Genomic DNA, 26,105 nt, shown 5'->3' with positions numbered 1-26,105 from the left:
CTAGGTGATTCGAGATAGGAGGGTGTTTTCTTGAGCTTCAACATTGGGGGCGGCACGCAAGTTCCGGGCTGTGTCGTGAAGGCGATCGAGACCGGGAAGAGCAAGGCCGAGCAAGTGGTCAAGCAAGCGATCAACGAAGTGATGAGCGACCCGGCCAAAAACATCAAGCAGGCGCAGCAGCCATCGGGGTTATCGGCGTTTATGGATATTCGCGTGTAACCGGAAGCATGAACAACACGAACCATGGAGGCATTTATGGGCTTCCGTGGTTCGTTTGCATTCAGGAGGGAATTCGAGATGAAATCGTTGGTATTGGCGGAAAAACCGAGCGTGGCCAAAGAAATCGCCCGTGTACTGGGCTGCGGCGACCGGCAGAAAAGCTACTATGAAGGATCGCGCTATGTCGTGACGTGGGCGCTCGGCCATTTGGTTACATTAGCGGAACCGGAGGACTACGACGCGAAGTACAAGACGTGGAACATGGAGGATTTACCGATCTTGCCGGCTAAAATGACGCTGAAGGTGATGCGGGAAACGTCGCATCAGTTCAAGGCGATCGCGCAGCTGTGCAAGCGCGGCGATATTGGCGACCTTATCGTCGCCACCGATGCGGGCCGGGAGGGTGAATTAGTCGCGCGTTGGATCATGGACCAGGTGCACTGGCGGAAACCGTTCCAGCGGCTGTGGATCTCGTCGCAGACGGACAAGGCGATCCGCGAAGGATTCCAGCGGCTGAAGCCGGGCAACGAGTATAACGGCTTGTACGCTTCGGCCGTGTGCCGGGCGGAGGCGGATTGGCTGATCGGCCTGAACGTGACGCGGGCGCTGACAAGCAAGTACGGCGCCCAGCTCGCCGCCGGTCGGGTGCAGACCCCGACCCTCGCCATGCTGATGGAGCGGGAGCGGGAGATCGCCGAGTTCCGCTCCGTGCCGTTCTGGACCGTAACGGCCGATTTCGGGTCGTTCCGGGCGAAGTGGCGCCGCAGCGAGCAGCATGACGGCCGGTTGTTCGACGAGCCGGAGGCGGAGGCGCTCGCGGTCAAGCTGGGCCGGGCGAAGGCGACGGTAGAGTCGGTCCGGATGACCGAGAAGCAGGAGCCGCAGCCGCTCGCCTACGACTTGACCGAGCTGCAGCGCGACGCGAACAAGAAGCTCGGCTTCTCGGCGAAGCAAACGTCGTCCGTCCTGCAGCGCCTGTACGAGCAGCACAAGCTCGTCACATATCCGCGGACGGACTCGCGCTACTTGACGTCGGACATGGCCCCGACGTTCAAGAGCCGGCTCGACGCGATCGCGATCGGTCCGTACGCCGCGCTTATAGCGCCGCTCTTGCGACGGCCGCTCGCCGTGACGAAACGGTTCGTCGATGACAGCAAGGTGACCGATCACCATGCGATCATCCCGACAGAGCAGTATGTGAACTTGTCCGCGCTGAGCCCCGAGGAGCGGAGGTTGTACGATTTGATCGTGCGCCGCTTCATCGCGCTGTTCTACCCGCCGTACCGCTACGCGGAGACGAGCGTCGTGATCGAAGCCGCCGGCGAGCGGCTGTACGCCAAGGGCGTCGTTCCGAAGGACAGCGGCTGGCGGGAGGCGTATGGCGGCGTCGGGGGCGCGGCGGAATCGGACGCCGACGAGGACGACGACCCAGTCGCGGCTGGAGGCGGCGGGGCGTCGCCCGTCAGCGGATCGGACGCCGGGGAGAACCGGGCGGCCGTCAGCCAGCGGCTGCCGGAGCTGACGAAGGGCCAGCCGCTGGCGATGAGGGCGGCGGGCGTAGCGAACCACCGGACGCAGCCGCCGGGACGCTACACCGAGGCGGCGCTGCTCACCCGGATGGAGCAGCATCATCTCGGCACGCCCGCAACGCGGGCGGACATTATCGAGAAGCTGCTGCAGACGGACACGGTCGAGCGCAAGCTGAACCGCCTGACGCCGACCGGCAAAGGCAAACAGCTGATCGAGCTCGTCGCCGATGACCTGCGCTCGCCGGATTTGACCGCGCGCTGGGAGCAGGAGCTCGAGCGTATCGCCCGCGGCCAGGGCAACGCCGCGGCCTTCATGGACGACATCCGCAAGCAGACGGTCCGACTTGTCCGAGAAGTAAAGGCGAGCGAGCAGGAATACAAGCCGCACAACCTTACGCACAGCAAGTGCCCGGAGTGCGGCACCGCACTCATGGAGCGGAAGGGCAAGCGCGGCAAGCTGCTCGTCTGCTCGAACCGCGAGTGCCGCTACCACCGGGCGGCCGAGCCGGCGCTGACGTTCAAGCGGTGTCCGCAGTGTCACAAGCGGATGGAGGTGCACATGGGCAAGGCGGGCAAGTACGCGCAATGCCGGCCGTGCAACGTGATCGAGATGCTGGAGGAGCAGAACGGTTCGCCTCGCGTCCAGCGCAAGCAGCAGGCGAAGCTGGCGCAGCAGTACAGCGACAACGAGTCGTTCGGCTCGAGCCTGGCGGATGCGCTTAAGGCCGCGATGGAGAAGAACGGTGGGAAGTAAATACGGATCGGTGATCGAGACCTGCGGGAGTTTCTCTCCTGCAGGTCTTTTTTGCGCGGAGATGCCAACCCCTCCTAATCGAGCTACTGGCCCCCAACATGCAGTACAAAAAATCCGAACGAAAGTATAAAGGGGAATGCAAAAAGTGCGAGCGATCCTACAAAGCTTTCCGCTAGAAACCAAGTTATGATAGCGGTATCAAAAATCATTCGCCTAACGGTGGATGGAGGTGAGGCAACTAGACGGCAAAGAAGCTGCAAGCCGGGAAGTTAAGTTAACAGGGATGCATTAGCGGGGGCAAGACCATCTCATTTTCTCTCAAAGGAGTATGAACATGTTGAACAATGTAGCGCGTAAAAGCTCAATCTGGAGTCTCGTCAGCGTCCTTCTGCTGGCTCTACTTGTAAGCGCATGCGGCGGCTCGGATACCGGCGGCGAGGGAAGCGCCACTCCGCAGCCGAGCGGCAAGCCGGCCGAAACGGCCAAAAAAGTCGATCCGGCCTCGATCAAGGGCGAGATTCTGTGGCAGTACACCGTTACGGTATGGCCGGAAGCCGAGATTAAGAACATGATCGCGGACTTCAACAAGACGTATCCGAACATCAAGGTCAACATCCAGCTCGGCCCCCTCGATCCGATGATCGCAGCCGGCAATGTGCCGACGATCGCGACTTTCAACCGGCTCGAAGTGAACTATATCATGGACGGCCTGATGGAAGATTTGACGCCTTATATGAAAAAGGAGCCGGACTTCAAGGCGGAGCAGTTCAACCCGACCGTCTGGGAAATCCCGAGGTTCGAAGGCGGCCAGTACGGCATCCCGATGTACCTGAACCCGACCTACGCGCTCGTCTATAACAACAAGATCATGAACCAATATGGCGAGAAATCGATTCCGAAGCTGCAAGGCCTGAAGGACACGGATGAATTGTTCAAAAAGTTCTGGGTGATGAAAAACGGAGAGCTCGAAATGACCGGCGACAATCCGCTGTTCTATTACGGCAACTTGTCCGGCCTGTTCTTCGTGTCCTACCTGAACGGAGCGGATCCGAAAACGTTCTACAACCCGGATACGAAAAAGGCGAATTTCAACGACACGAAAATCGTAGAAGCGCTCGAATGGATGGTCCGTTTCAACAAGGAGACGGTGAACGCCGACGCGCTGGCGAAGATGAAAGCGGCTCTGCCGAAAGGCACCCATCCGTTCGTTGCGGAGAAGCAAGCTATGATGGTCATCACCTCCAACGATCTCGTCGCGTTCAAGAAAGCGAAGCCGGATCTGGACTTAACGGTCGTCCCGGCTCCACAGGCGAGCCTCTGGAACGGCGGCAGCAACCTGGCGATTCTGAAGGGCGGCAAAGATAAGGAAGCGGCTTGGGAATTCATCAAGTGGATGACGAACACCGAGGAGGGCGCCGCGTCGCTGTACAACCGGCTCGGCCTGATCACGCCGAAGAAGGACACGAAGTTCATGAAGGACAAAGCGGCGAGCGATCCGGACTTGAAGGTGTTCATGGACATCGCGAACCAGGCGACCAAGTATATCCCGCAGTTCCCGGTCGCTTACGACGTCGAGTACAAGAAGCTGTTCCCGGATATGATGGCGGGCAAAATCACTCCGAAGGAACTGATGGATCACGTGAACAAAGATTTGCAAGCCAAGATCGATGAGTTCTACAAAACGAAAGTAAAAAAATAAGCAGCCGGAACCCGGGGCGTATGCGCATAAGGTGCATACGCCCAGGGATGCTCCATATTAGTATTCACTTGGATTTCCTCGGGAGGGTGTGTGGATGATGTTCGAGATGCCAAAAAAAATTAGCCGGAGAAAGCTCTTGTCGTCGCTCGGCATGGCCGGGGCGGCCGCGGTTGTCTATGGAGCAGGCGCCGCACTGGGCGCAGCGGGGGGCGGAGGCCCCGGCGCGTCGGTGATGAGCGCCGTATACGGCGGCGAGCCCGGCAAGCTCAAGTTGAAAGGGAAGCGACTGCTAGAACAGCTCGCCGCCATGGACTACACCACCCCGGTGACGATTGCGGATTTGAGGGCGGCGACCGACCCGGACCCCGAATTACTCTACTATGTCACGGATCCCGGACAAGAAGGGGAGTTCCGGTATGATCCGGCCGATACGTCATCCGTCGACAATACAGGGCTCGTCCTCGTCTCCGTGTCCGGGGCGCGGTTCAAGCGCATTGTCATCGGCGACCGGTACAGCGTGAAGTGGTTCGGCGCGCGGGGCGACGGGATTCAAGACGATATGGACATCATCCAGGCGGCGATCGACGCGGTGTTCGCATTGGGAGGGGGGACCGTGTTCTTCCCGGCCGGGACTTATCTCGTCTCTCCGCTGCTGCAGACCCGTCGGATCGTACCGAAGAACAACGTCAATCTGGAAGGCGTCGGCTCGAGCTCGGTCATTAAGGTGAAGGACAATGCCGGGGACTATTGGACGATCATCGGCAACTTCCAAACTTGGCCGAAAGTGAAAAACGTGACGATCCGGGGTTTACGCTTCGATCAGAACCCGCTGGGCAATACGACGTGCAACATCAATCCGAATCGGACGGACACGTACTATTGGACGCAATATTGCATCAGCCTGTTCGATTACGAGCACATTGTCGTGGAGAATTGCCAGTTCGACCCGATCTGCGGCTGGAACACGATTGTCATGAACAATCCGACGTCGAGCCATGCGGCGGTGCGCAGCTGCACATTCAACTTCGTCCATACGAACGGAGTCGACGGTTACGACAATTCGGCCGTTTACATGAACGGGCAGTACCATACGGTGACGAACAACCGCTTCTACGCCGCGCCGGGCCAGAAGGCTATGGGCGCGATCGAGACGCACACCGGCAAAAGCGTCGTCTCGGGCAACGTCTCAGACGGCTACGTGACGGGCGTTCACATTCAGTCCAGCGAGACGAGTGGCGAGCATGCCGACATCACCGTGACCGGCAACACGTTCACGAACGCCGTGCACGCGATCCAGTTCTGGCCCTACAAGCAATATGCGCTGAAGAACGTCACCGTGACCGGCAATACGATCAGCCTGAACAACGCCCAGGCGCAGCGTACGATGATGGTCGGGATCGGTGCCTTCCCCGGCGTGCTGCCCGCCGATTTCACCGGGTCGTTCGAGAACATCACGATTACCGGCAACACGATCCAGTGTGAAGAAGAGTTCGTGAAGCGGTCCAACTTGCTCGAAGGGTTCTGCTACGGCATCGGCTTCGTGCGGGAGACCGACGTGAAGAACGTCGTCATTAGCAACAATGTAATCAAGAATGCACCCATTACGGCGATTCATATCGGCAACACACGCAAGATCGGCACGATGGCGAATATTCAGATCACGGGCAACGTGATCGTGAACGCCGCCCATTACCCGGCGGCCAACGAAGCGTACAAGGCCGCCATCCTGCTGAGGTCGACCGTAAGCGGAGCGAAGATCGCCGGTAATATGATTACGGATACGTACGATACGGCCCGAGGCTTGTACTCCATCCGGCTGAACAATGCGGACGGGTCTTTCACCGATGTGGAAGTCATGGATAACCTTATTACCTCGAAGCAAGGTGGACTATGGCTTGACTTGAGCAGCACAGTCCGGACCGATGCGGCGGAGAAATTCGTCAAATTCTCCGACCGGTTCCTCGACGATCCAGCGGTGGAAGCGGGCACGACCTATCAGTCCGGGACGGTCGTCCTCGTGACCGGCGGCAGCGTCGTACCGGGCAAGACGCCGATCGGCTATAAGGTGACGGGAGGCGGTACGATCGGGACGTTAACCGGGGTGACCGCGACGGGGGCAGTCGGCTCCACGAAGGTCACGGTGAATGACGCCTCTCGGCTAAAGGTCGGGCAGTGGATCCGCATCCAGACGGGCGGCCAAGTGCGCCGCATCAATCGCATCTCCGGGACGGAACTGCGCGTGAACGCCGCATTGTCGGCGGACGTCGCAACGGCGAGTCCGGTCACCTATTCCGCTCCCGTATACCAACCGTTCGGTCAAGTCGGCCGTCTTCCGGCGATCGGGGATACGACGGGGCTATCTCTGGAACAGCTGGAGGCCGAGATGAACCGGCTGAAGCAGGCGATGCGCGACTTTGGCATCCTGGCCGTTTGAAGAGAGGCGTAACGAGTAAGAAGAAGGAAGGAGCTTGGGCTACTATGGCTGGCGTATCGCTGCGTCACTTGTATAAAAGCTACAGCAAAAACGGCCCGTATGTCGTAAAGGATGTGAACCTGGACATCCGGGACGGCGAATTTATGGTGTTCGTCGGCCCCTCCGGCTGCGGCAAATCGACTACGCTCCGGATGGTGGCGGGTCTCGAACGCGTCACCTCCGGGGAGATCTATATCGGTCCCGAGCTCATGAACAACGTCCCGCCCAAAAAGCGGGACATTGCCATGGTGTTCCAAAATTACGCGCTATACCCGAATATGTCGGTATTCGAGAACATGGCGTTCGGCTTGCGGCTGCGCAAGATGGAGAAGCATGCGATCGATACGTCGGTGAAGGCGAATGCCCGCACGCTCGAGATCGAGCATTTGCTGCAGCGCCGTCCCCGGCAGCTGTCTGGCGGCCAGCGGCAGCGCGTCGCGTTGGGACGGGCCATCGTCCGGCATCCGCAAGTATTCCTGATGGATGAGCCGTTGTCCAACTTGGATGCGAGGCTGCGGGTGCAGATGCGCTCGGAAATTATCGAGCTGCACCGGCGCCTGGAGACGACGATGATCTACGTCACGCACGACCAGACGGAAGCGATGACGATGGGCTCGCGTATCTGCGTCATGAAGGACGGGCTCATTCAGCAGGTCGGCACTCCGGAGGACATTTATTTGACACCGGCCAACATGTTCGTCGCGAACTTCATCGGCTCGCCGCCGATTAATTTCATCGAAGGCCGGCTGCTGCCGGGCAAGGGCGGGCTCTATTTCCATACCGCCCGCTGTGCGCTGCCTCTGTCGCCGGGGAAGAGCGAGACGCTGCTCCGGCAAGGGTATCGCGACAAAGCGGTCGTGCTGGGGATCCGCCCCGAATATGTCGGCATCGCGAACGAAGCCGCAGCCGGCGAGGCCGGACCCGACGCGGACGACGAGACGTTCCAGCTGCGCGGGACGGTCCATTTCACCGAGCTGGTGGGCGCGGACCGGTATGTACACTTGCGGGCGGGCGACGACAAGCTCGTCATGCGAGCGCCGGCTTACGAGCGGTTCGAGGAAGGCTCGACGCACCGGCTCGTCCTGAACGCGGGCTTCATGCTGTTTTTCAACAAAGACACGCAGGAGACGATCGCTTGACCGAACAGGAAAGGAATGTCCCGATGAACAGATTGCCACGACTCACGCCCTCTCGCAGGGGGCTCGCGAAAAATAGACTGCTGCTCCTCTTGATGTCCGTGTTGGTCCTGTGCGCCGCTGCGCTGGGTGCAGACGGACTCGCGAGCGGCGAGCGAAGCTCTGAGCGTGCTTCGGGGGAGCGGATTGCTCCGCAGCGCTGGTCCGAGAAGTACGGTTCCCTGTATTCGCAGAAGCGGCTCACATGGAAGGAGAAGGGCATCCCGTCCGTTGGGATGAGCCCGATCGTGATCCCTGCAGCGCGTTCTGCGGCGCTGTCGGGCGATGCCCGTCTCCTGAGTGCGCCGATCGAAGGGAAATCGTCCGTCGTACAGCTGGCGAACGACCAGGCCTGGGTCGAATATGACGTGGATGTGCCGAGCGACGGGCTGTATGCGATCGCCCTGACTTACATTCCGCTCAAAGGCTCGTTCAGTCCGATCCAAGTCGGAGTTCGCCTCGATGGCGACTACCCGTATACCGAAGCGAGGAGCATCCAGCTGTTCCGCAGTTGGAAGGATGAGCCGTTCCCGCCGCGGACGAACGAGAACGGCGATCAGATACGGCCCTCGCAGACCGAGCTGTCCCAGTGGACGGAGCGAGCGCTGACGGATCCGAACTACATGGAGGAAGGACCGCTTCGCTGGCCGCTCACGAAGGGCAGGCACAAGCTGCGCATCGAATCGGTGCTCGACGCCTTCGCCCTTGCGGAGATTCGGCTGTATGCTCCGGAGCCGGTGCCTGCCTACGAAGAGACCGTGAAACGGGATCAAGTCAAAAAGAACGATGCTCCGTCTGGGTGGAGCATGCTGCTGGAAGCGGAGCAGATGGACCGAAAGTCCGATCCTTCCGTACAAATTCAAGCGTCTAACGATAATTTGGCCGTACCGGCATCGAACGGGAAGATCCATTACAACATGATGGGCGGCTTCCGGTGGAACCGGGGAGGCCAATCGGCCGATTGGACGTTCGAAGTGCCGCAGGACGGTCTCTATTATATCCATCTCAAGTACATGCAGAACTTTACGCGCGATGTCTATACGTACCGCCAAATTCGCCTCGACGGCCGAGTTCCGTTCTCGGAGCTGGCGGCATACGCGTTCCCTTACGGGCGCCAATGGAGAGTGGACGCCTTGTCGGCGGCCGACGGCAAGCCATTCGCCTTTTACTTGACGCGCGGCAAGCACACGTTGACCCTCGACGCCGCGCCTTCGCCCACCATGGTGGCCCGGGAGGGGATTCGGACCGTTATGGACGATTTCCAGGAGCTGAACCGGACGATCGGCATGATGACGGGCATTAAGAACCGCAACATGGTCGACAAGAATCGCGACTGGAATCTGGCCGAGATGATGCCGGACTTGGGCGGGCAAGCCGCCTCGCTCGCCGACCGGCTGCAGCTGCAGATCGAGTCGCTTCAGAAGCTGTATGGCAACTCGGTCCAAAGCGCAGACGGGCTGCGGGCCGTTCTGCAGGATCTGCGCGACATCGCGGAAGAGCCGAATCTGCTGGCGAAGCGGCCGCCGGAAATGTGGGCGCAAAACATCGAGAAGATGAGTCAGTTCGCCGACGGCCTGGCCCGCCAGCCGCTCACGCTCGACCAGATCTACGTCACGACGTCGCCGGAGCGGACCGTGAAGCCTCCCGGGCAGTGGGCGGTGCTGAAGGATTGGACGGTCAATTTCTTCCGCACCTTCAGCCCGAACTACAAATATTACGGCCGGCGCGATCCCGAAGGCATCGACGTCTGGGTGAACCGGGGCCGCGATTACGTCAACGTCATGCAGCAGCTGGCCGATGAATCGTTCACGGCCACGACGGGCATCAAGGTCAACGTCAACCTGATGCCGAACGCCAATCAGCTCATCCTGAGCAATTCCTCCGGACGGGAGCCGGACATTGCGCTCGGCATCTCGGAGGGCATGCCGGCCGACTTCGCCATGCGGAATTCGCTCGTCGACTTGAGCCGGTTCCCGGATTATAACGACGTGGCCAAGCGGTTTCACCCGGGGACGCTGATGCCGTTCCAGTATGACGGGGGGGTATACGCCTTGCCCGAGACCGTGTCGCTGAATGTGATGTTTTACCGGAACGACATTATGAAGCTGCTTGGCGTGAAGCCGCCCGAGACTTGGGACGACATGCTCCGCCTGCTGCCGACGCTGAAGCAGAAGGGGTACGATTTCTTCTACAACAAGGGCAATTACGTGCCGATCTTCCTCCAGAACGGGGCTTCGTTCTATACGCCGGACGGCGCCCAATCGGGCCTGAATACGGCGGAGGGTTTCAAATCGTTCAAGCTGTGGACCGATTTGTTCAAGGTATACGGGTTCCCGACCGAGGTGCCGAGCTTCTATATGCATTTCCGGAACGGAGACATTCCAATCGGAGTATCCGACTACAACACCTACATGCAGCTGCTCGTGGCGGCGCCCGAGCTGACGGGCTTATGGAACATTGCCCCTATCCCGGGGGTCCGGCAGCCCGATCGGACGATCGCGCGCTGGTCCGGAGGCAGCTTGTCGTCAGGCATTATCTTCCGTTCGTCGGAGCGGCAGGACGACGCCTGGTCGTTCTTGAAATGGTGGACGTCGACCGAGGTGCAGGCCCGGTTCGGCAATGAGATCGAGATGCTGAACGGCGTAGAATTCCGCTGGAATACGGCGAATGTGGAGGCATTCAAGCGGCTGCCGTGGCCGAAGGAGACCGCCGGCATTATTCTCGATCAATGGAAATGGTACAAGGAAGTGCCGAATGTTCCAGGCGGTTACTTCACCGGGCGGGAGCTGAATTTTGCCTGGACGAAGACGGTGCTGCAAAACAAAAACTACCGGGAGGCGCTTGAGCAGGCGATCTTCCAGATCGACAGCGAGCTGAAGCGCAAGCAGAAGGAATTCGGGTTCGTGGACGAGGACGGCCAGCAGGTCCGCAAGCTGCAGGTGCCGGATCTGAAGCAGCCGTGGGAAGGGGGAGGAGCGCCATGAGCAAAATAGCGGCGGCCGTCAGGCCGACCGAGCGCAACCGGAAGGAGACGGAGCCGACAAACATGACACGCAGGATGATCCTGAAGGCCAGCCTGAAGCGGGACTGGGTGAGCTACGCCTTCATCGCGCCGTTCTTCCTGCTATTCCTCCTGTTCATCGTGCTGCCGACAGTGGCGGCGATTGGATTGTCGTTCACTTCGTTCAATGCGATCGAAGCGCCCAGGTTCGTCGGCTTGGCGAACTATCAAGCGCTTTTGACCCAGGATCTCGTGTTCTGGCAGCATGCGATTCCGAATACGTTCCTGTTCGCGATTATCGTCGGACCGTTCGGGTACGTGCTCTCATTCGCCCTGGCGTGGCTAATTGCCCAGCTGCCTCAGCGAATACGCGGGATCTACACGCTCGCGATGTACGCGCCGTCGATGACGGCCGGCATAGCGATGTCGGTCGTCTGGCTCATCATCTTCAGCGGAGACCGAATCGGCTATCTGAACAATTTTCTGCTGAATATCGGCTACTTGAACGAGCCGAAGCTGTGGACGACCGACCCGAAATTCATTATGAAAATTATGATTCTCGTATCCCTGTGGGCGAGCATGGGAGTCGGCTTCCTGGCGATGCTCGCCGGTATCCAGAACGTCGACCGGCTGCTCTATGAAGCGGCCCGCATCGACGGAGTGCGCAGCCGGCTGCAGGAGATCTGGTACATTACGATCCCGGCGATGAAGCCTCAGATGCTGTTCGGCGCGGTAATGGCCGTCGTCGGGACGCTCAAGGCCGGCGCGATCAGCGTCGAGCTGACCGGCTCGAATCCATCGCCCAATTATGCCGGGCACTTGCTCATCAACCATATCGACGACTATGGATTCATCCGGTATGAGATGGGGTATGCGTCGGCGATTTCGGTCGTACTGCTGGTCATCATCTACTTGTCCAGCAAGCTATGCTGGAAGCTGTTCGGCTCGAAGGGGGACGAATAAATGAAGCTTAACTCACTGTTCCGGCGCCGTCCGAGCTTGAACCGCATGACGGGCTTCCAGCTCGTGCTTGTCGTGCTCATGACGCTGCTCGCCGCCTTCATGCTGCTGCCGATGGTGTATTTGTTCAGCAACGCCCTTAAGCCGTACCACGAGCTGTTCCTGTACCCGCCGACGTTTCTAGCCAAGCAGCCGACGCTGGACAACTTTTATGACTTGCTCGTCGTGACGAAGTCGTCGGTGGTCCCGGTCACCCGTTATATATTCAACGGGGTGTTCGTCTCGGCGATCGCGATCGTGCTCGGCACGCTCATTAGCGCCCTGTGCGCGTATCCGTTGTCGAAGCACCGTTTTCGCGGAAAACAATGGCTCTTCTCCGTCATTATCGTCTCGCTGATGTTTGCGCCGGAAACGGTGCAGATTCCCCGCTATTTCGTCATCAGCAAGCTGGGGGTCATCAATACGTATTGGGCGCATATATTGCCGATTCTGGCGCTTCCCGTCATCGTGTTCCTGTTCAAGCAGTTCATCGACCTGCTGCCGGACGAGTTGCTGGAAGCGGCGCGGATGGAAGGGGCGAACGAGGTGCACATCTTCATCCGCATCATCGTCCCGCTGTGCATGCCGGCGATCGCGACCGCGACGATCCTCATCTTCCAGTCGGTGTGGGGGAACCTCGAGACGTCCTCACTCTATGTAGAGGATGAGACGCTCAAGACGCTGCCGTTCTATGTCCAATCGCTCACCAGCGGGCTGGCGAACAATGTGGCCCGGCAAGGTGTGGCCGCCGCGGCGGCGCTCATCATGTTCATCCCGAGCTTCGTGCTGTTCCTCGCCGTTCAGCGCAAGGTGATCTCGACGATGGCGCATTCCGGTCTCAAATAAAAAGGGGGGAGGAGACCTAAGCATGAACAACACGAAACGCAGCATGAAACCCGGCGGCATGAGACGGTTGGCGTTCCGCAGTTTGGCGTTCGGCGTATGCCTCGCCGCGGGACTCGGGCTGCTGCCTGCCGCCGCTCGGGCCGAGCCGCCGTATGGGACGGCGGTGTACGATGCGGCAGGGAAGCCATACGATTCCCAGCCGGCGTACTTGCCGACGTCCTTCGTGCACGGCAGCTTGAAAAATCCGGAGGATTTGTTCATCGATGCACGGGACCACTTGTACATCGCCGACACCGGCAACAACCGCATCCTGCACTACGACGACCGGTTCGAGCTGCGGAATGCGATCGACTACAAGCAAGGCGACGCCAAGCTGAACGAGCCGAACGGCGTGTTCGTGGCGAACGACGGCACGGTGTACGTGGCCGACACGAAGAACGAGCGCATTGCCGTGTTCGATGACCGGGGGACGTACCTCAGGTCGGTGAAACGGCCAAAGACGGCGCTCTTGCCGGACAGCTACCAGTTCCTGCCGACGAAAGTGGCCGTCGACGAGCGGGGCTTCATGTATATCGCGACGCGCAACGGATTTCAAGGCTTGCTGCTGCTGGACCCGGACGGGCAGTTCGAAGGCTTCTTCGGTGCGAACCGGGTGCCGTTCAGCCTCACCGATTCGCTGAAACGGATGTTTTTCACGCAGGAGCAGAAGATGAAGGAGCTGGCCAAATTGCCGGGGACGGTGTCGAACGTCACGATCGGTCCGGATCAATTCCTGTACACCACGTCTGTGTCCGTTACGAAAGGACAGATCAAAAAGCTGAACTTCGACGGAAAAGATCTGTTGGGCGAGAAGGCGTACGGGAACGTGAGGCTGAAGAAAAACGAGCAATATCAGTTCACGGACATCGCAGTCGATGCGAAGGGCAATATGACGGCCATCGAAGCCCAATTCGGGACGATCTACCAATATAATGCGATCGGAGAGCTGATGTTCTCCTTCGGCTACAAAAACGACGGATTTCAAAAGCTGGGGCTGTTCAAATTCCCGGCGGCCATCGCGGTCAACTCCAAGGGGACGCTCGCGGTATTGGACCGCAACGGCAATCTCGTCCAGCTGTTCGAGCCGACTCCGTTCGGGGAGCTGTTCCGCCACGCGATGGACCTGTACATCCAGGGCGAATACGACGCGAGCATAGAGACGTGGCAGGAAGTGCTCCACCGCAACAGCAAAGTGTCTCGCGCCCACCTGGGGCTCGGCAAAGCTTACTACAAGCAAGGGCGCTGGAAGGAAGCGATGGCTGAATTCCGCGAGGCCGGCTATGTGCAAGGGGTATCCGACGCCTACTGGCAGCTGCGGCTCATCTGGATGCAGAAGCACTTCACGACCGTCGTGATCTGGAGTGCGCTCTTATTCGCCGTCCTGTGGCTCGGCTGGCGATGGAAGTCGGCTAGAGAGAGGAGGAAGCAGGATGTCGTCGCTCAAACCGTCGTATAGCAAAGGGAGGTTTCCTAGCCCTGCACAGCCGCAAGCGGCACCGGCGCGCGAACGGGCCCGGCTGCAGCTTACGGAAGCCTGGGAATATGTGCGGGATATCGGCTACTGCTGTAAGATGGCGCTCCGCGCTCTCCGGCATCCGTTCGACGTGTTCGGCGGTATCCGCTCGCTCGGGAGAGGGGCGGGCGCCGCATCGGTCCTGCTTTTGCTGGCGGCCTACTTCGTACTGCTGATCAGCAAGCTGACGACGTCGTACATCTTCGATCCGACCGAAGCGTCCCGCATCAACCCCATTACGCTGCTGCTGCAGTATGGGCTGCCCTGGATCACCTGGGTATGCGCCAATTATTTGATCAGCTCGATTATGCGGGGCCAAGGGCGGCTGGCCGAAGTGTTCGTCGGCAGCGCCTTCGCCCTGATGCCGGTCGTGCTCTTCTCGCTGCCGCTCGCCGTCTTGACGAACGTGCTTACGCTGAACGAGAAGGTACTTGTGGACACTGGCGAGACGGTCATCCTCGTCTGGACCGTCGTCTTGCTCTACATTCAAGTGAAGGAAGTGCACAACTACGAGCTGTTCGAGACCGGTTGGAATATCATCGTCTCGGTGCTGTTCATGGTGGGAATCTGGGTGCTGATCTTCATCTTCGCCGGCTTGTCGTTCCAAGTGTACGACTTCGTCGTGCAGATCGTAAGGGAGGTGTCGTATCGTGGTTAGACGCATCATGACGGGCCTTGTGCTGCTGCTCGCCGTCATCGCCGTCTCCATCGTCGCCCGTTCGGCGTGGAACGGATTGCGCGGCGGCTCCGGCGCTGCACAGCCCCCCGCCGCGGCAACGATTAATCCGGGCAGCATCCGCGCGGTGGAGTACAACATGGACAGCTACAAGCAAGTGGCGGAGCGGGGAGCGCTCTCGCTGTGGGTGAACGACGCCGGCCATATCCGCCTGCGCAACGCGGCGAACGGCAGCGAGTGGAACAGCCTGCCCAGTGCGGCCGCGCTTGAATCCGAGCCGAAGGGACTGTGGCGCAACCATCTGCAGTCGCCATTCCTCGCCGACATCGTCGACGTGTCGAAGCGCACCACGGGCCTTACGCTCAGTACGCTGAACTTGGACGATGCGAAGACGAAGACGTCCGTACAGCCAGTGGAGAACGGGGCGACGATCGAGTTCGATTTGCAGACGCAGGGCATCCGGTTCGCCGTAACGGTAACGCTGGAGGACGGCTACCTCGACATCCGCATCCCGGCCGACCGGATCCAGGAGAAGGCGGGCAAGCAGCTCGTCTCCCTGTGGCCGTATCCGTTCTTCGGAGCGGTGAAGCGGGAGGACGTTCGGGACGGCCAAATGCTCGTGCCGATCGAGATGGGCGCGCTCATCCCGCTGAACGACCCGAAGCAGCTCTTGTACCGGGTGACGGCGAATCTCTACGGCTCGGACATTACGATTACAGACCAAGCGGCGCGTTCCTTCGAATCGCCTTTCCCCACATTCGGGATGGCGTATAACGGCAGCGGCTACTTGGCCGTCATCGAGGAGGGCGAGACGACCGCCCGTGTGAACGCAACCCCTTCAGGCTTGTACACGGCGTTCCACTGGATCTCGCCGCAATTCATCTACCGCCAGCAATATTTCCGCCAGACGAGCAAGCTCGGTGCGGGCTACAAGACGGCGGAGAAGGAGCTGCGGGACGAGGACCGGCGCATCCGCTACTACTTCCAGTCCGGCGCTGACGCCGATTATGTGGGCATGGCCGCGGCGTACCGCGGTTATTTGCAGGAGAAGCACCGCCTCACGAGGCGAGCGGCCGGCGATGTCTTGCCAGTCCAGCTGTCGCTCTACGGCGGCGCGGAGGAGAAGGGGCTGTTCCGCCCGAAATTCGTGGCAGGCACGACGTTCGACGAAGGCCGCCGCCTCGTCGAGAGCTTGCACGAGGCGGGCGTCGGCCCGATCGACGTGACATGGGCGGGCTGGTCGACCGGCGGCGACCAGAGCCGAGTGCCGGCCGTGCTGCCCGCCGAGTCCAAGCTCGGCGGTACGGCCGGATTGGAGCGAGCCGTCCGGGATGCGCACGACAAGGGCGACCGCGTGTTCCTGCAGACGGACTATACGAACTCCAGGCTGAACGACCGGTTCGTCCCGTCGCGGGATGCGCTGCGCAGCATCAACAACCGGTCGTTCATCGATACGTTCCGCGGCGAGAAGATGTACGTGAATCCGGCCGACGTCTCGCTTCGGCTGTTCCGCGAGGACATCGCCGCCTACCGGGAGCTCGGCATCGACGGGTTGAAGTTCGACGGCATCGGCCACTTTCTGTTCTCCGACTTCCGCCACGGCCATGTCGTGCCGCGCAAGCAGTCGATCGCAGAATACCGGGAGCTGCTCGGCGACGCGAAGGAGCAATTCGCATCCGCCCGAATCGGATACGGCAACGCGTATACGCTCGGTGCAGCGGATCACATCGCCAATATGCCGATGGACGCGAGCTACGATATGGTTGCCACGAAGAGCGTACCGTTTTATCCGATCGCGCTGCATGGCTTGGTCACCTATTCCGGTGCGTTCGGGAACTTGCGCGACGACCGGGGGCTGCTCCGTTCGATCGAATACGGGGCCGGCCTGGACTATATGCTTACGCAGGTGAACCCGAACGTCCTGAAGGACACGACAGGCGGTTTCCTGTACAGCAGCGAGTTCGCCGGATGGAAGGACACCGTCGTACAAGAATACGGCCGTTGGAAGGCGGCGCTCGGCCGCGTGCAGAACGCGTTCATCGTCGGGCACCGGGAGCTGGCCAAGGATGTGATGGAGACCCGGTATGACAACGGCGTAGCAGTCCTGGTCAATTATCGGGACACCGCCTATACCGACGGATCCGTAAGGATCGGTCCGAAGGACTTCACCGTCGTCGAAAGGAGGAACTAACATGGCCGGCATCCCGTTCCGCCGTCGAAAGTCCCGCATGTCGATTGAGACGCAGCACGCGCTGTCAGGGTACTTGTTTCTCGTCCCCTGGCTCGTAGGATTAGGCTTGTTCGTGCTTTACCCGCTAGGCTTCTCGCTTTATATGAGCTTGCAAAAAGTCCGTTTCACCGGCAGCGGCATGAAGTTCGAATTCAAGGGGCTGCAAAACTACTCGTATGCGTTTCTGTCCGACAACACGTTCGTCACGGCGCTTCTGAACATTTTGAAAAATTCCGCGCTCGTGATTCCAATCATCGTCATTTTCTCGCTGTTCGTGGCCGTGCTGCTGAACTTGAAGTTCCCCGGGCGCATGGCGTTCCGGGCCGTGTTCTTCCTGCCGGTCATCTTCAGCACCGGACAAGTGCTGACGGAGATTTTCAATCAGAAGGCGGGTAGCCTCGACATGCTGGCGAGTTACGACATCGCCGGCTTCATCGCCGCGAACGTGCCCAAAATATGGGCCGATCCGATCCTGACGGTGCTGAACCTGTTCGTCGTCATCCTGTGGTATTCGGGCGTGCAGATTCTCATTTACCTGGCCGGGCTGCAGACGATCGGCGCGTCGGTGTACGAGGCATCGCTGATCGACGGGGCGACTCCTTGGGAAATTTTTTGGAAGATTACGCTGCCGGCGCTGACCCCGTTCATTCTGCTGAATGTGATCTACACGATCGTCGATCTGTTCACCGTTCCGCTGCTTAACCCGGTGCTGAACATGATCGTGACGAACATGAGCAACCCGCAGCTCGGCTATGGCTACGCGGCGGCGCAAGGCTGGATATATTTTGTGATGGTGTTCGTCATCCTGCTCGCGGTGCTAGGGTTGTCGCGGCGGTTTACACATTACGGAGGAGAAAGGTAGGGAGTCCGATGACGATGACCGTTAAGCTATGGCTCGGCAAGCTGCGTACGCTCTTCCTGGGCGACCGGGAGCGCAAAGGCTTGCTCGTCCTGCTCATCCTCTATGTCATGCTGATCGACATCGCCCTCATGTACCTGAATCCGTTCCTGTACATGATCTCGACCATGTTCAAAAGTACGGCCGATCTGCTCGATCCGACCGTCAGATGGATTCCGACCGCGGTCGAGTGGGACAATTTGCGGCTCGCCTGGGAAGGACTGAAGTTCCCCACCGCCCTTAAGAACAGCTTGATCATCTCGCTGTCTTCGGCCGTCGGGCAGGTGGTGTTCTGTTCGCTCACCGGCTATGCGTTCGCCCGCATCAAGTTTCCGGGCCGTAACCTGCTGTTCGGGATTTTGATCTTCAGCTTCCTGATCCCGCCTCAGACACTCATCATTCCGCTCTACGTGCTGTTCCGGAACTTGGACCTGCTCGGCTCGCCGCTCGCCATTATCGCGCCGGCGCTGCTCGGTCACGGGCTCCGGGGCGCGCTGTTCGTCATCATCTTCCGGCAATTTTTCCTGACGCTACCGCGCGAACTGGAGGACGCCGCCCTCATCGACGGCGCCGGCTTGTTCCGGGTGTTCCTGAAGGTGATGATTCCACTCGCGAAGCCGGCCATTCTCGTCGTGTTCCTGTTCTCCTTCGTCTGGCACTGGAACGAGACGTTCATCAGCGGCCTTGTGCTGAACGGGAACAATCTGCCGCTGTCGCTCAGTCTGTTCCGGCTCGACAAGGTGCTGTCCGGGCTGTACGCCGACGGAGAGATGGGCTTCGACCTGAATGAGACGATCCGCATGGCGGCGAGCTTCCTGATCATCTTGCCGCCGCTCGTCGTGTACATGATCGCCCAGCGATGGTTCGTGGAAGGCGTGGAGCGGACCGGGCTGGTCGAGTAGAGGCGAATATAAAAACAATATGAATCAAAGGAGCAGGAGTGGAGGACCATGCGATACACATACGGTATTATCGGCTGCCAGCACGGGCATATCGCCACATTCATCCGGGAGATGGAGGCGCTGGGCGCCCGGTGCGCCGGCATCTACGAGCCGGACGAACCGGCCCTAGCGGAGCGGCTGTCCCGGCAGCATAGCATCCCGCTGGTCCAATCGGCGGAGGAACTGCTGCGCCCCGAGGTCGGGGTGATCGGCTCCTCGGCGGTCAACAACCGCAAGCTCGACGTAATCGAGCTGTGCGAGGCTCATGGGAAATCGGTCATGCTGGACAAACCGATTGTCACGAACCGCGACCAGCTCAATCGGCTGGCCGACGTCATGGCCCGCGGCCGCATTCAGGTCGGGATGCTGCTCACCGAGCGGTTCCGGCCGGCGGCGATCTCCCTGAAGCGGATGATCGAGGAAGGGGAGCTGGGACGGATCGTCTCCGTCACGATGCGTAAGCCGCATCGGCTGTCGCCTGCCCAGCGGCACCGCTGGCACTTCTCCAAGGAACAGAACGGGGGCCTGATCCAGGACTTGTTCATTCACGACTTCGACCTGTTGCGCTGGTGGACCGGACAGGAGTTCGTGCGAGTGGACAGCCTGATGACTAAGACGATCCTGCCGGAGCATCCGGATTTCTACGACACCGCCTGTGCGCAAGTGCTTCTGACGGGCGGCACGCTCGCGCAGCTGTACGCGGACTGGCATACGCCGGACAAGAGCTGGACGTGGGGCGATTGCCGCATCTTCGTGTCCGGCACCGCCGGCTGCGCCGAGCTGCGGCTGTGCGGCGATCCGTCGGTCGCCAGCGCCGCGAACGAGGAGCTGCTGCTCCGCGTTACGAACGCGAGCGCCTTCGAGCGTATCGACTTGCCGACACCCGCGACGACCATCACGGAGGATTTCTTGAACCGGCTCGAAGGCCGGGACAGCATCATCGGGCACCGCGATATCCTCGAGGCATGCCGCGCCGCTGTCTCCGCCGACGAGCGGGCCGTCGTAGTGAACGCCTTCCAACCCAACCGAAACGAGGTAACGACATGACAACCCGACATTCGAAAGTCCGATTCGCCGTCGTCGGCTGCGGCGGCATCTCCTTCAGCCACTTCAAAGGCATTGCCGATGCGGAGGAGGCCGAGCTGGCCGCCGTCTGCGACGTAAGCCCCGAACGGGCGGCCGAGTATGCCGCCAAGCACGGAGCCCGCGCGTATACGAGCTACGCCGAGCTGCTCGCGCAGCCGGACGTCGACGTCGTCTGCCTGTGCACGCCGAGCGGCATGCATGCCGAGCAGACGATCGAGGCCGCCCGGGCGGGCAAGCATGTCGTCTGCGAGAAGCCGCTTGCGATCCGGCTCGAGGATATCGACCGGATGATCGACGCGTGCCAGCGGCATAACGTGAAGCTGGCCACGATCTTCCCGCGGCGTATGTCGCCCGCCTCGCGGTTCGTGAAGCAGCTGCTCGACGACGGACGGCTAGGGCGTCTCAGCTTGTGCTCCGGCTATGTCAAGTTCTACCGCGACCAGGCGTATTACGACAGCGCAGGCTGGAGAGGAACCTGGGCGATGGACGGAGGCGGGGCGATGATGAACCAAGGCATTCATACGATCGATCTGCTGCAATGGTTCGCCGGGCCGGTAGCGCTGCTGAAGGGCTTCGCCCGGAACGTGCTCCGGGACATCGAGGTGGAGGACACCGCAGTGACCGCGCTGCAGTTTAAGAGCGGGGCGCTCGGCTCGATCGAGGCGACGACGACCGCGTACCGTCAGCCGGATCATCGAATCGTTCTGCATGGGGACAAAGGGACGATCGTCTTGACGGGCGACGAGATTACGCAGCTGGACATTGCGGGAGAGAAGGTCGCCATTCCGGAGTTCCCGCCGTTCCAGGTCGTCCCGGACGGCCATGGCGTGCAAATCCGTGACATGGCGCAGGCCATCCTCGAGGGACGGAGTCCGATCGTAACCGGCGAAGACGGCCGCCATTCGCTGGAGATCATTCTGGGTACGTACGAGTCGCAGCGAAGCAGCCGGGAAATTTATTTTTAATTTCACGCACAACAAATAAAGCCGCAAGTCCGTGAATACGAAGCTTGCGGCTTTTTTGTTAAGGATAAATCCCGGGGTCCCCGCAAAGTAATAGGGGGCTTCGCCGAGCTCCGGAGGCCCCCTTCACTTGTGGGGTGTTTTATAGAGTCCGGCTGTAGCCTCTTGAGATCGATTTGGCATATTGGGAGGGCGTCATTTTGGTCGCTTTCTTGAAATGCCGGGAGAAGTAGTGGACACTGCTGTACCCGAGCAGTTCGGAGATTTCGGTCAAGTTGTACGTTTCCTCGCGGATATACGTTTTCGCTTTCCGGATCTTCAGCTCGCCCATCACTTCCATAACCCCGGCGCCCATTCGTCTTTTGAACAAAATGCTGAGCTGCGTCCGGCCAATGCCGAAGTGATCGCACAGATGCTCCAGCGTCAAGTTCTCGCCGATATGAGCTTCCATGTAAGCCTGAATCCGGTCAATCAGCTGGAGCTCCTGCTTCTCCTTGGGCACGGCGGTCATCTTGGAGCGGACTTGGTTCGTGAGGCCGTTCCGGATCATATGGATGAGCAGCGTCTCCAGGTGAATCTTGAACAAATGCTCACTGCCGAACGGAGCGTCGGGCTTGGCGTTAAGGCGTCTCCCGTTGTTCGAGGGGATCGGACCGAACGCGTTGAAGCCTTCCTCCATCAGCTGCGCGAGCAGCAGGCGCTCATAATCGCCGAGGTGAAACAGCTTGTTCGTGAGGAAATAGGACATAGGCGGACTGTCGCATTCGAACGTCACGATGAACACGTTGGGCGCGATGATCCCGTTGCCCTTGGCGCTGTGGAATTCGTTGGGCTCATGGAAGAGCAGGTCGCCTTGCTTCAAGTGAAAATGGCCGAAATCGGTATTGATCTCGATCTCGCCTTTGTCGACATAGTACAGCTCCCAGAAGTCGTGCTTTTCCCCGGAATACTTATAGTTTTTGGCCAGCTCAAAGTAATAGCAAGTAATCAGCTTATGGATTGAGACTACCTCTTGAATCGGATACCGTTGAAAATTCATGGGGCCTAGTCCTTTCTGGATCGTGTTGACTCACTTCTGATTTACAGGCCATCTTTTTAACCATTACCATTCCACATGTCCGAAAAAAAATCCTCTCTAATTGTAAAATTTTTCATGATTCGTGCAAATAAAACGTACAAAAGTGCAAAAGATTATGCAAAAAGATCGGCTGATTCGCTAAAGCCAGCTTCGCGCCGTTCACGATATGATAACGATGAGAAAGGCCGAAGCAGGGAAAAGGGAATCCAGTTGAAGGAGGAGAACGATGGAGATCGGTGTGATCAATATTTTGCGGAACGACGGCGTTTGCTTCGAACATGTCAGCCAGTTCGGCCTCAACGTGTGCCAGCTTATGTGCTGGAACACGGACATGGCTACCCGCGAGGTGTTCGACAACGTCATCCGGGAATCGAAGAAACATAACGTACGCATCTGCGCGCTTTGGGGCTGGGTGCCGGGTCCCGGCAAATGGAACTTCACGGAAGGCCCGGTTACGCTCGGTCTGGTGCCGAAGGAGTTTCGGGAGCAGCGGGTCCAGGTGCTGAAAACTTGGGCCGACTATGCGGCGTATATCGGTGCTCCCGCTCTGATCACCCACTGCGGCTTCATTCCGGAGAATATGACCGATCCCGAATACCCGGGAGTCGTCGAGGCGATCCGCGAAGTCGCCGAGCATTGCGAGCGTCTCGGCATCGGATTCTGGTTCGAGACGGGTCAGGAAACGCCGGTCGTGCTGCTCCGGACGATCGAGCGCGTCGGCACGTCCAATCTGGGCATCAACCTCGATCCGGCCAACCTGATCTTGTACGGCAAGGGCAATCCGATCGACGCGCTCGACGTGATCGGCGGCTACGTGCGGAACGTCCATGTCAAAGACGGGCTGTATCCGACCGACGGCAGCTTGCTCGGCAAGGAAGTGCCTGCGGGGCAAGGCCGGGTACGGTTTCCTGAATTTATCGCGAGGCTGCGGGAGATCGGCTACAAGGGCGAACTGATTATCGAGCGCGAGATTGCCGGGGACGAGCAAATCCGGGACATTCGGGCGACCGTGGACAATTTGAAATTATGGCTGGGCGAGGGGGTTTTGCAATGAATTTGCTGACGACGCTTAAGGGTTCGATGATGGAAGGGTATTTCCCGCAGGGCTGGGATTTGGAGCGAATCGACCGCTGCGCCAGCCACGGCCCGGCGGACGTAGGCGTTCGCGAGCCGCATTGGCACGAGGGCTTTCAGCCGGTCCCGTGCCGCTCTCTGAACGACTTCGAGGTGTACATGGGCCATGAGATCGCGATGCAGATCCGGGCCGCGCGCGAAGAGGGACGGCAGCTCGCCATCATTCTCCCCGTCGGCCCGATGGGCATGTACCGTTGGACCGTGTTTTTCCTGAAGAGCTGGGGAGTCAGCGCCTCCCATGTGCACGGGTTCAATATGGACGAATGGAGCGATGCGGAAGGCGAGACGCTGCCGCCTACGAATCCTGGTGCATTCCAGTACGCGATGGAGCATTCGTTCTATAACCTGCTGGGCGAGCTGACGGTGCCGGAGCACCAGCGCCATTTCGCGACCCGGGAGGCACTGCCGACCTTCGCCCCCCGGATTGCGAAGCTGAAGGAAGAGGGCGCCAAGCTAGTAGTCGTGTACGGAATCGGCCGGGTGTTCCACATCGCCTTCTGGGAGCCGCAATTCGCCGGCGAGTACGCCAGCGAGGCGGAATGGCGGGCCGCGACGCATCGGATCGGGGCGAGGCTGCATCCGCTGACGATCGAGCAGAATGCGATCACGAGCTTCAAGAGCCGCACCACCCTGGTGCCGTGCTACGCGAATACGATCGGCCCCGGCCTGTTCCTGCAGGCGGACTATGCGATCGGCGGAGCGGACGGTGCGCTGGGGCGCGGGATGATGTGGCAGGGTCTGTCGTTCTGGTCGACGCTCAAGTACGGGCCGAGCCCTTGGATTCCGTCGTCCTACATGCCGACACTGGCCGGGAAGCTGTTCTTCCTGGAGGAGCTGGCGGGACCGCTCGAGCCTGAACTGAATTAACGCATATGAAGGGAGCATGGTCTTCATGAACATTTTAGCCGTCGGGGCCCACCCGGACGACATCGAGATCTCTTGCGCCGGCACGCTGGCCAAGCTGAAGCAAGCGGGGCATCATATCGTGCTCTGCCACGCCTGCAAGGGCGACAAAGGGCACTACCGCATCCCCGCCGACGAACTGACCGAGATCCGGAGACAGGAAGCGAGGGAGGCCGGCGCGGTGATCGGAAGCGAGGTGCTGACCCTCGAATTCGGCGATGGCGAGCTAATCGCGGACAATCAGGACAACCGGATGCGGTTCGTGGATATGGTGCGTCAGGCGAAGCCGGATATCGTCATCACCCACGCGCCGAACGACTACATGCCCGACCATGTCGCCGTCAGCCAGCTCGTATTCTATGCGACGTTCTTCGCCACGCTGCCGAATATGAAGACGCAATTCGAGGCCGCCGAGCGTGTGCCGGCGCTCTACTATATGGACAACTTGTCCGGACTCGGCTTCGAGCCTACTTTTTATGTCGATGTGACCGACCACATGACGACCAAGCTGGAGATGCTGAAGAAGCATCAGAGCCAACTCGTCTGGCTGCAGGAGCACGACAATGTCGACATCGTCGACTTCGTCACGACGTTTAGCAAGACCCGGGGGATCCAGGCGGGCTGCACGTATGCGGAAGCGTTCCGGCAGCATCTCGTCTGGACGCGGCCGAACGCCGTCCGTTTCCCGGTATAAGCAGGAGAACGATAGAAGGGGAGAACGATCATGCTCAAAGTAGGCTTGGTGGGCCTGGGCTTTATGGGAAGGGCTCATTTGAAAAATTACGTCCGGCTGCAGGAGGAAGGGTTTCCGATTCAAGTCACGGCCATTTGCGATACGGATAGCCGAAAGTTCCAAGGCTACTTCACGGAGGGCAATATGCAAGTGGCGAGTACGGAGTTCGACTTCAGCGGTTACGCTCAGTACACGGATTACTCCCGGATGCTGCAGGAAGAGGAGCTGGACTTTGTCGACATTGCCTTGCCGACGTTTCTGCACAAGTCGACGGCCATTGCGGCGTTGCGGCGCGGCCTGCACGTGATGTGCGAGAAGCCGATGGCGCTGAACACGCAGGAAGGGCGGGAGATGATCGAAGCGGCCGAACAGGCGGGGAAGAAGCTGATGATCGCGCAATGCCTGCGGTTCTGGCCGGAGTACGAGTACCTGAAGGAGACGGTTGAAAGCGGACGTTATGGCAAAGTGTTGGCCGCTTCGTTCTTCCGGGGCGGCAATCCGCCGAAGTGGACGCATGAAGACTGGATGGTGCTGGAGGATAAGAGCGGCGGCGGCATGATGGACTTGCATATTCACGACATCGACATGGTCAATTGGCTGTTCGGCAAGCCGGAGTCGGTCACGACACTCGCGCGGCACGTGCTGCCGGGCAGCGCTTACGACATTATCTCGACGAACTACAAGTACCCCGACCACAAGGTCGTCAACTGTCAAGTGGACCGCGTGCTGCATGGCGATTTCGGCTTCGAGATGTCGTTCCGCGTCAACTTCGAAGGCGGCAATCTCGTTTTCGAGAAGCGAGGACTGAAGGATTATCCGAAGGACGGGAAGGGCTTTTCGCCCGAATTGTCCGCCGATACAGGCTATTACCGGGAAATCCGTTATTTCGCGGAAGCGGTCATGAACGATACGCCGATCGAGAAATCCGCGCCGGAGGACACTTGGGTGTCGCTGCAAATCGCCGAAGCCGAGAAGCTGTCTGCGGAGAGCGACGGAGCATCCGTCAGCGTGGCATAAGGTTTAAGCTCGTGAATAGCCCCTAATGCGACAACCCGGCCTGCAAAGGCCGGGTTGTTTTTTAGTCAAGAGAACACATAAAAAACTATAATTTAACATAGTGACATCCCTGAAAAAGTCCTATGATGAGCGAGGAAGGAACGATTCCACCTTGAGAGGAGGGACCGTGGACGTCCCATTTCGTCTAAAAGGTGTATGTA

20 protein-coding genes are annotated in these 26,105 nt (G+C 59.7%); 19 read left to right on the top strand and 1 reads right to left on the bottom strand.

The features are described from left to right. Window positions 1–30 precede the first annotated feature (30 nt). The 15 genes from ACI5FR_RS14445 to ACI5FR_RS14375 all read left to right on the top strand — a co-directional run bounded on the left by ACI5FR_RS14445 (window position 31) and on the right by ACI5FR_RS14375 (window position 21,043). Entirely contained in the window at window positions 31–219 is a 189-nt protein-coding gene (locus tag ACI5FR_RS14445) for a hypothetical protein (RefSeq protein ID WP_405455338.1), read from the top strand. A 78-nt stretch (window positions 220–297) separates the two neighbouring features. Continuing rightward, window positions 298–2,502 carry a DNA topoisomerase III gene (locus ACI5FR_RS14440; RefSeq protein WP_405455337.1) on the top strand — a complete coding sequence of 735 codons (2,205 nt, stop codon included), beginning with the start codon at window positions 298–300 and terminating at the stop codon, window positions 2,500–2,502. Window positions 2,503–2,836: 334 nt separating this feature from the next. Further along, window positions 2,837–4,201 carry an extracellular solute-binding protein gene (locus ACI5FR_RS14435; RefSeq protein WP_405455335.1) on the top strand — a complete coding sequence of 455 codons (1,365 nt, stop codon included), beginning with the start codon at window positions 2,837–2,839 and terminating at the stop codon, window positions 4,199–4,201. A gap of 94 nt (window positions 4,202–4,295) precedes the next feature. Next, window positions 4,296–6,635, top strand: a complete 2,340-nt coding sequence (locus ACI5FR_RS14430; RefSeq protein ID WP_405455333.1) for a glycosyl hydrolase family 28-related protein — start codon at window positions 4,296–4,298, stop codon at window positions 6,633–6,635. 44 nt (window positions 6,636–6,679) lie between these two features. Further along, window positions 6,680–7,813 carry an ABC transporter ATP-binding protein gene (locus ACI5FR_RS14425; protein WP_405455331.1) on the top strand — a complete coding sequence of 378 codons (1,134 nt, stop codon included), beginning with the start codon at window positions 6,680–6,682 and terminating at the stop codon, window positions 7,811–7,813. A 23-nt stretch (window positions 7,814–7,836) separates the two neighbouring features. Continuing rightward, window positions 7,837–10,833: an extracellular solute-binding protein gene (locus ACI5FR_RS14420; RefSeq protein ID WP_405455330.1), complete on the top strand. Its 2,997-nt coding sequence runs from the start codon at window positions 7,837–7,839 to the stop codon at window positions 10,831–10,833. Between the two features lie 62 nt (window positions 10,834–10,895). After that, complete coding sequence (locus ACI5FR_RS14415; RefSeq protein WP_405455438.1) at window positions 10,896–11,813, top strand: carbohydrate ABC transporter permease; 918 nt, start codon at window positions 10,896–10,898, stop codon at window positions 11,811–11,813. After that, window positions 11,814–12,695 (top strand): carbohydrate ABC transporter permease, encoded by an 882-nt coding sequence (locus ACI5FR_RS14410; protein WP_405455329.1) that lies wholly within the window; start codon window positions 11,814–11,816, stop codon window positions 12,693–12,695. Between the two features lie 22 nt (window positions 12,696–12,717). Next, the gene (locus ACI5FR_RS14405) at window positions 12,718–14,190 is read left to right on the top strand and encodes a tetratricopeptide repeat protein (RefSeq protein ID WP_405455327.1); all 1,473 of its coding nucleotides are present in this window, start codon (window positions 12,718–12,720) and stop codon (window positions 14,188–14,190) included. Further along, on the top strand, window positions 14,165–14,905 hold the full coding sequence (locus ACI5FR_RS14400; RefSeq protein ID WP_405455325.1) for a Yip1 family protein: 741 nt from the start codon (window positions 14,165–14,167) through the stop codon (window positions 14,903–14,905). The genes ACI5FR_RS14405 and ACI5FR_RS14400 overlap by 26 nt, the downstream gene beginning before the upstream one ends. Further along, window positions 14,898–17,114 (top strand): DUF5696 domain-containing protein, encoded by a 2,217-nt coding sequence (locus ACI5FR_RS14395; protein ID WP_405455323.1) that lies wholly within the window; start codon window positions 14,898–14,900, stop codon window positions 17,112–17,114. The genes ACI5FR_RS14400 and ACI5FR_RS14395 overlap by 8 nt, the downstream gene beginning before the upstream one ends. 1 nt (window position 17,115) lies before the next feature. Beyond that, window positions 17,116–18,015, top strand: a complete 900-nt coding sequence (locus tag ACI5FR_RS14390) for a carbohydrate ABC transporter permease (protein ID WP_405455321.1) — start codon at window positions 17,116–17,118, stop codon at window positions 18,013–18,015. Between the two features lie 14 nt (window positions 18,016–18,029). After that, window positions 18,030–18,953: a carbohydrate ABC transporter permease gene (locus ACI5FR_RS14385; protein ID WP_405455319.1), complete on the top strand. Its 924-nt coding sequence runs from the start codon at window positions 18,030–18,032 to the stop codon at window positions 18,951–18,953. A gap of 48 nt (window positions 18,954–19,001) precedes the next feature. Further along, window positions 19,002–20,039 carry a Gfo/Idh/MocA family protein gene (locus ACI5FR_RS14380; protein WP_405455317.1) on the top strand — a complete coding sequence of 346 codons (1,038 nt, stop codon included), beginning with the start codon at window positions 19,002–19,004 and terminating at the stop codon, window positions 20,037–20,039. Beyond that, window positions 20,036–21,043: a Gfo/Idh/MocA family protein gene (locus tag ACI5FR_RS14375; protein ID WP_405455315.1), complete on the top strand. Its 1,008-nt coding sequence runs from the start codon at window positions 20,036–20,038 to the stop codon at window positions 21,041–21,043. The genes ACI5FR_RS14380 and ACI5FR_RS14375 overlap by 4 nt, the downstream gene beginning before the upstream one ends. A gap of 139 nt (window positions 21,044–21,182) precedes the next feature. Here ACI5FR_RS14375 and ACI5FR_RS14370 read toward each other — a convergent pair whose 3' ends face one another. Further along, complete coding sequence (locus tag ACI5FR_RS14370) at window positions 21,183–22,079, bottom strand: AraC family transcriptional regulator (RefSeq protein WP_405455313.1); 897 nt, start codon at window positions 22,077–22,079, stop codon at window positions 21,183–21,185. 265 nt (window positions 22,080–22,344) lie between these two features. On the opposite strand from ACI5FR_RS14370, the gene ACI5FR_RS14365 reads away from it, so the two are divergent. The 4 genes from ACI5FR_RS14365 to ACI5FR_RS14350 are packed head-to-tail and all read left to right on the top strand — an operon-like array spanning window position 22,345 to window position 25,905. Continuing rightward, on the top strand, window positions 22,345–23,172 hold the full coding sequence (locus ACI5FR_RS14365) for a sugar phosphate isomerase/epimerase family protein (RefSeq protein WP_405455311.1): 828 nt from the start codon (window positions 22,345–22,347) through the stop codon (window positions 23,170–23,172). Beyond that, the gene (locus ACI5FR_RS14360; RefSeq protein ID WP_405455310.1) at window positions 23,169–24,119 is read left to right on the top strand and encodes a sugar phosphate isomerase family; all 951 of its coding nucleotides are present in this window, start codon (window positions 23,169–23,171) and stop codon (window positions 24,117–24,119) included. Before ACI5FR_RS14365 ends, ACI5FR_RS14360 begins: the two co-directional genes overlap by 4 nt. A gap of 25 nt (window positions 24,120–24,144) precedes the next feature. After that, complete coding sequence (locus ACI5FR_RS14355) at window positions 24,145–24,849, top strand: PIG-L deacetylase family protein (RefSeq protein WP_405455308.1); 705 nt, start codon at window positions 24,145–24,147, stop codon at window positions 24,847–24,849. Window positions 24,850–24,879: 30 nt separating this feature from the next. Continuing rightward, window positions 24,880–25,905, top strand: coding sequence for a Gfo/Idh/MocA family protein (locus ACI5FR_RS14350; RefSeq protein WP_405455306.1), 1,026 nt, complete (start codon window positions 24,880–24,882; stop codon window positions 25,903–25,905). Window positions 25,906–26,105: the final 200 nt, after the last annotated feature.

The organism is Paenibacillus sp. HJGM_3, from assembly GCF_045062745.1.
Classification (GTDB): domain Bacteria; phylum Bacillota; class Bacilli; order Paenibacillales; family NBRC-103111; genus Paenibacillus_AA.
This window is presented reverse-complemented; position numbering and strand designations above follow the sequence as displayed.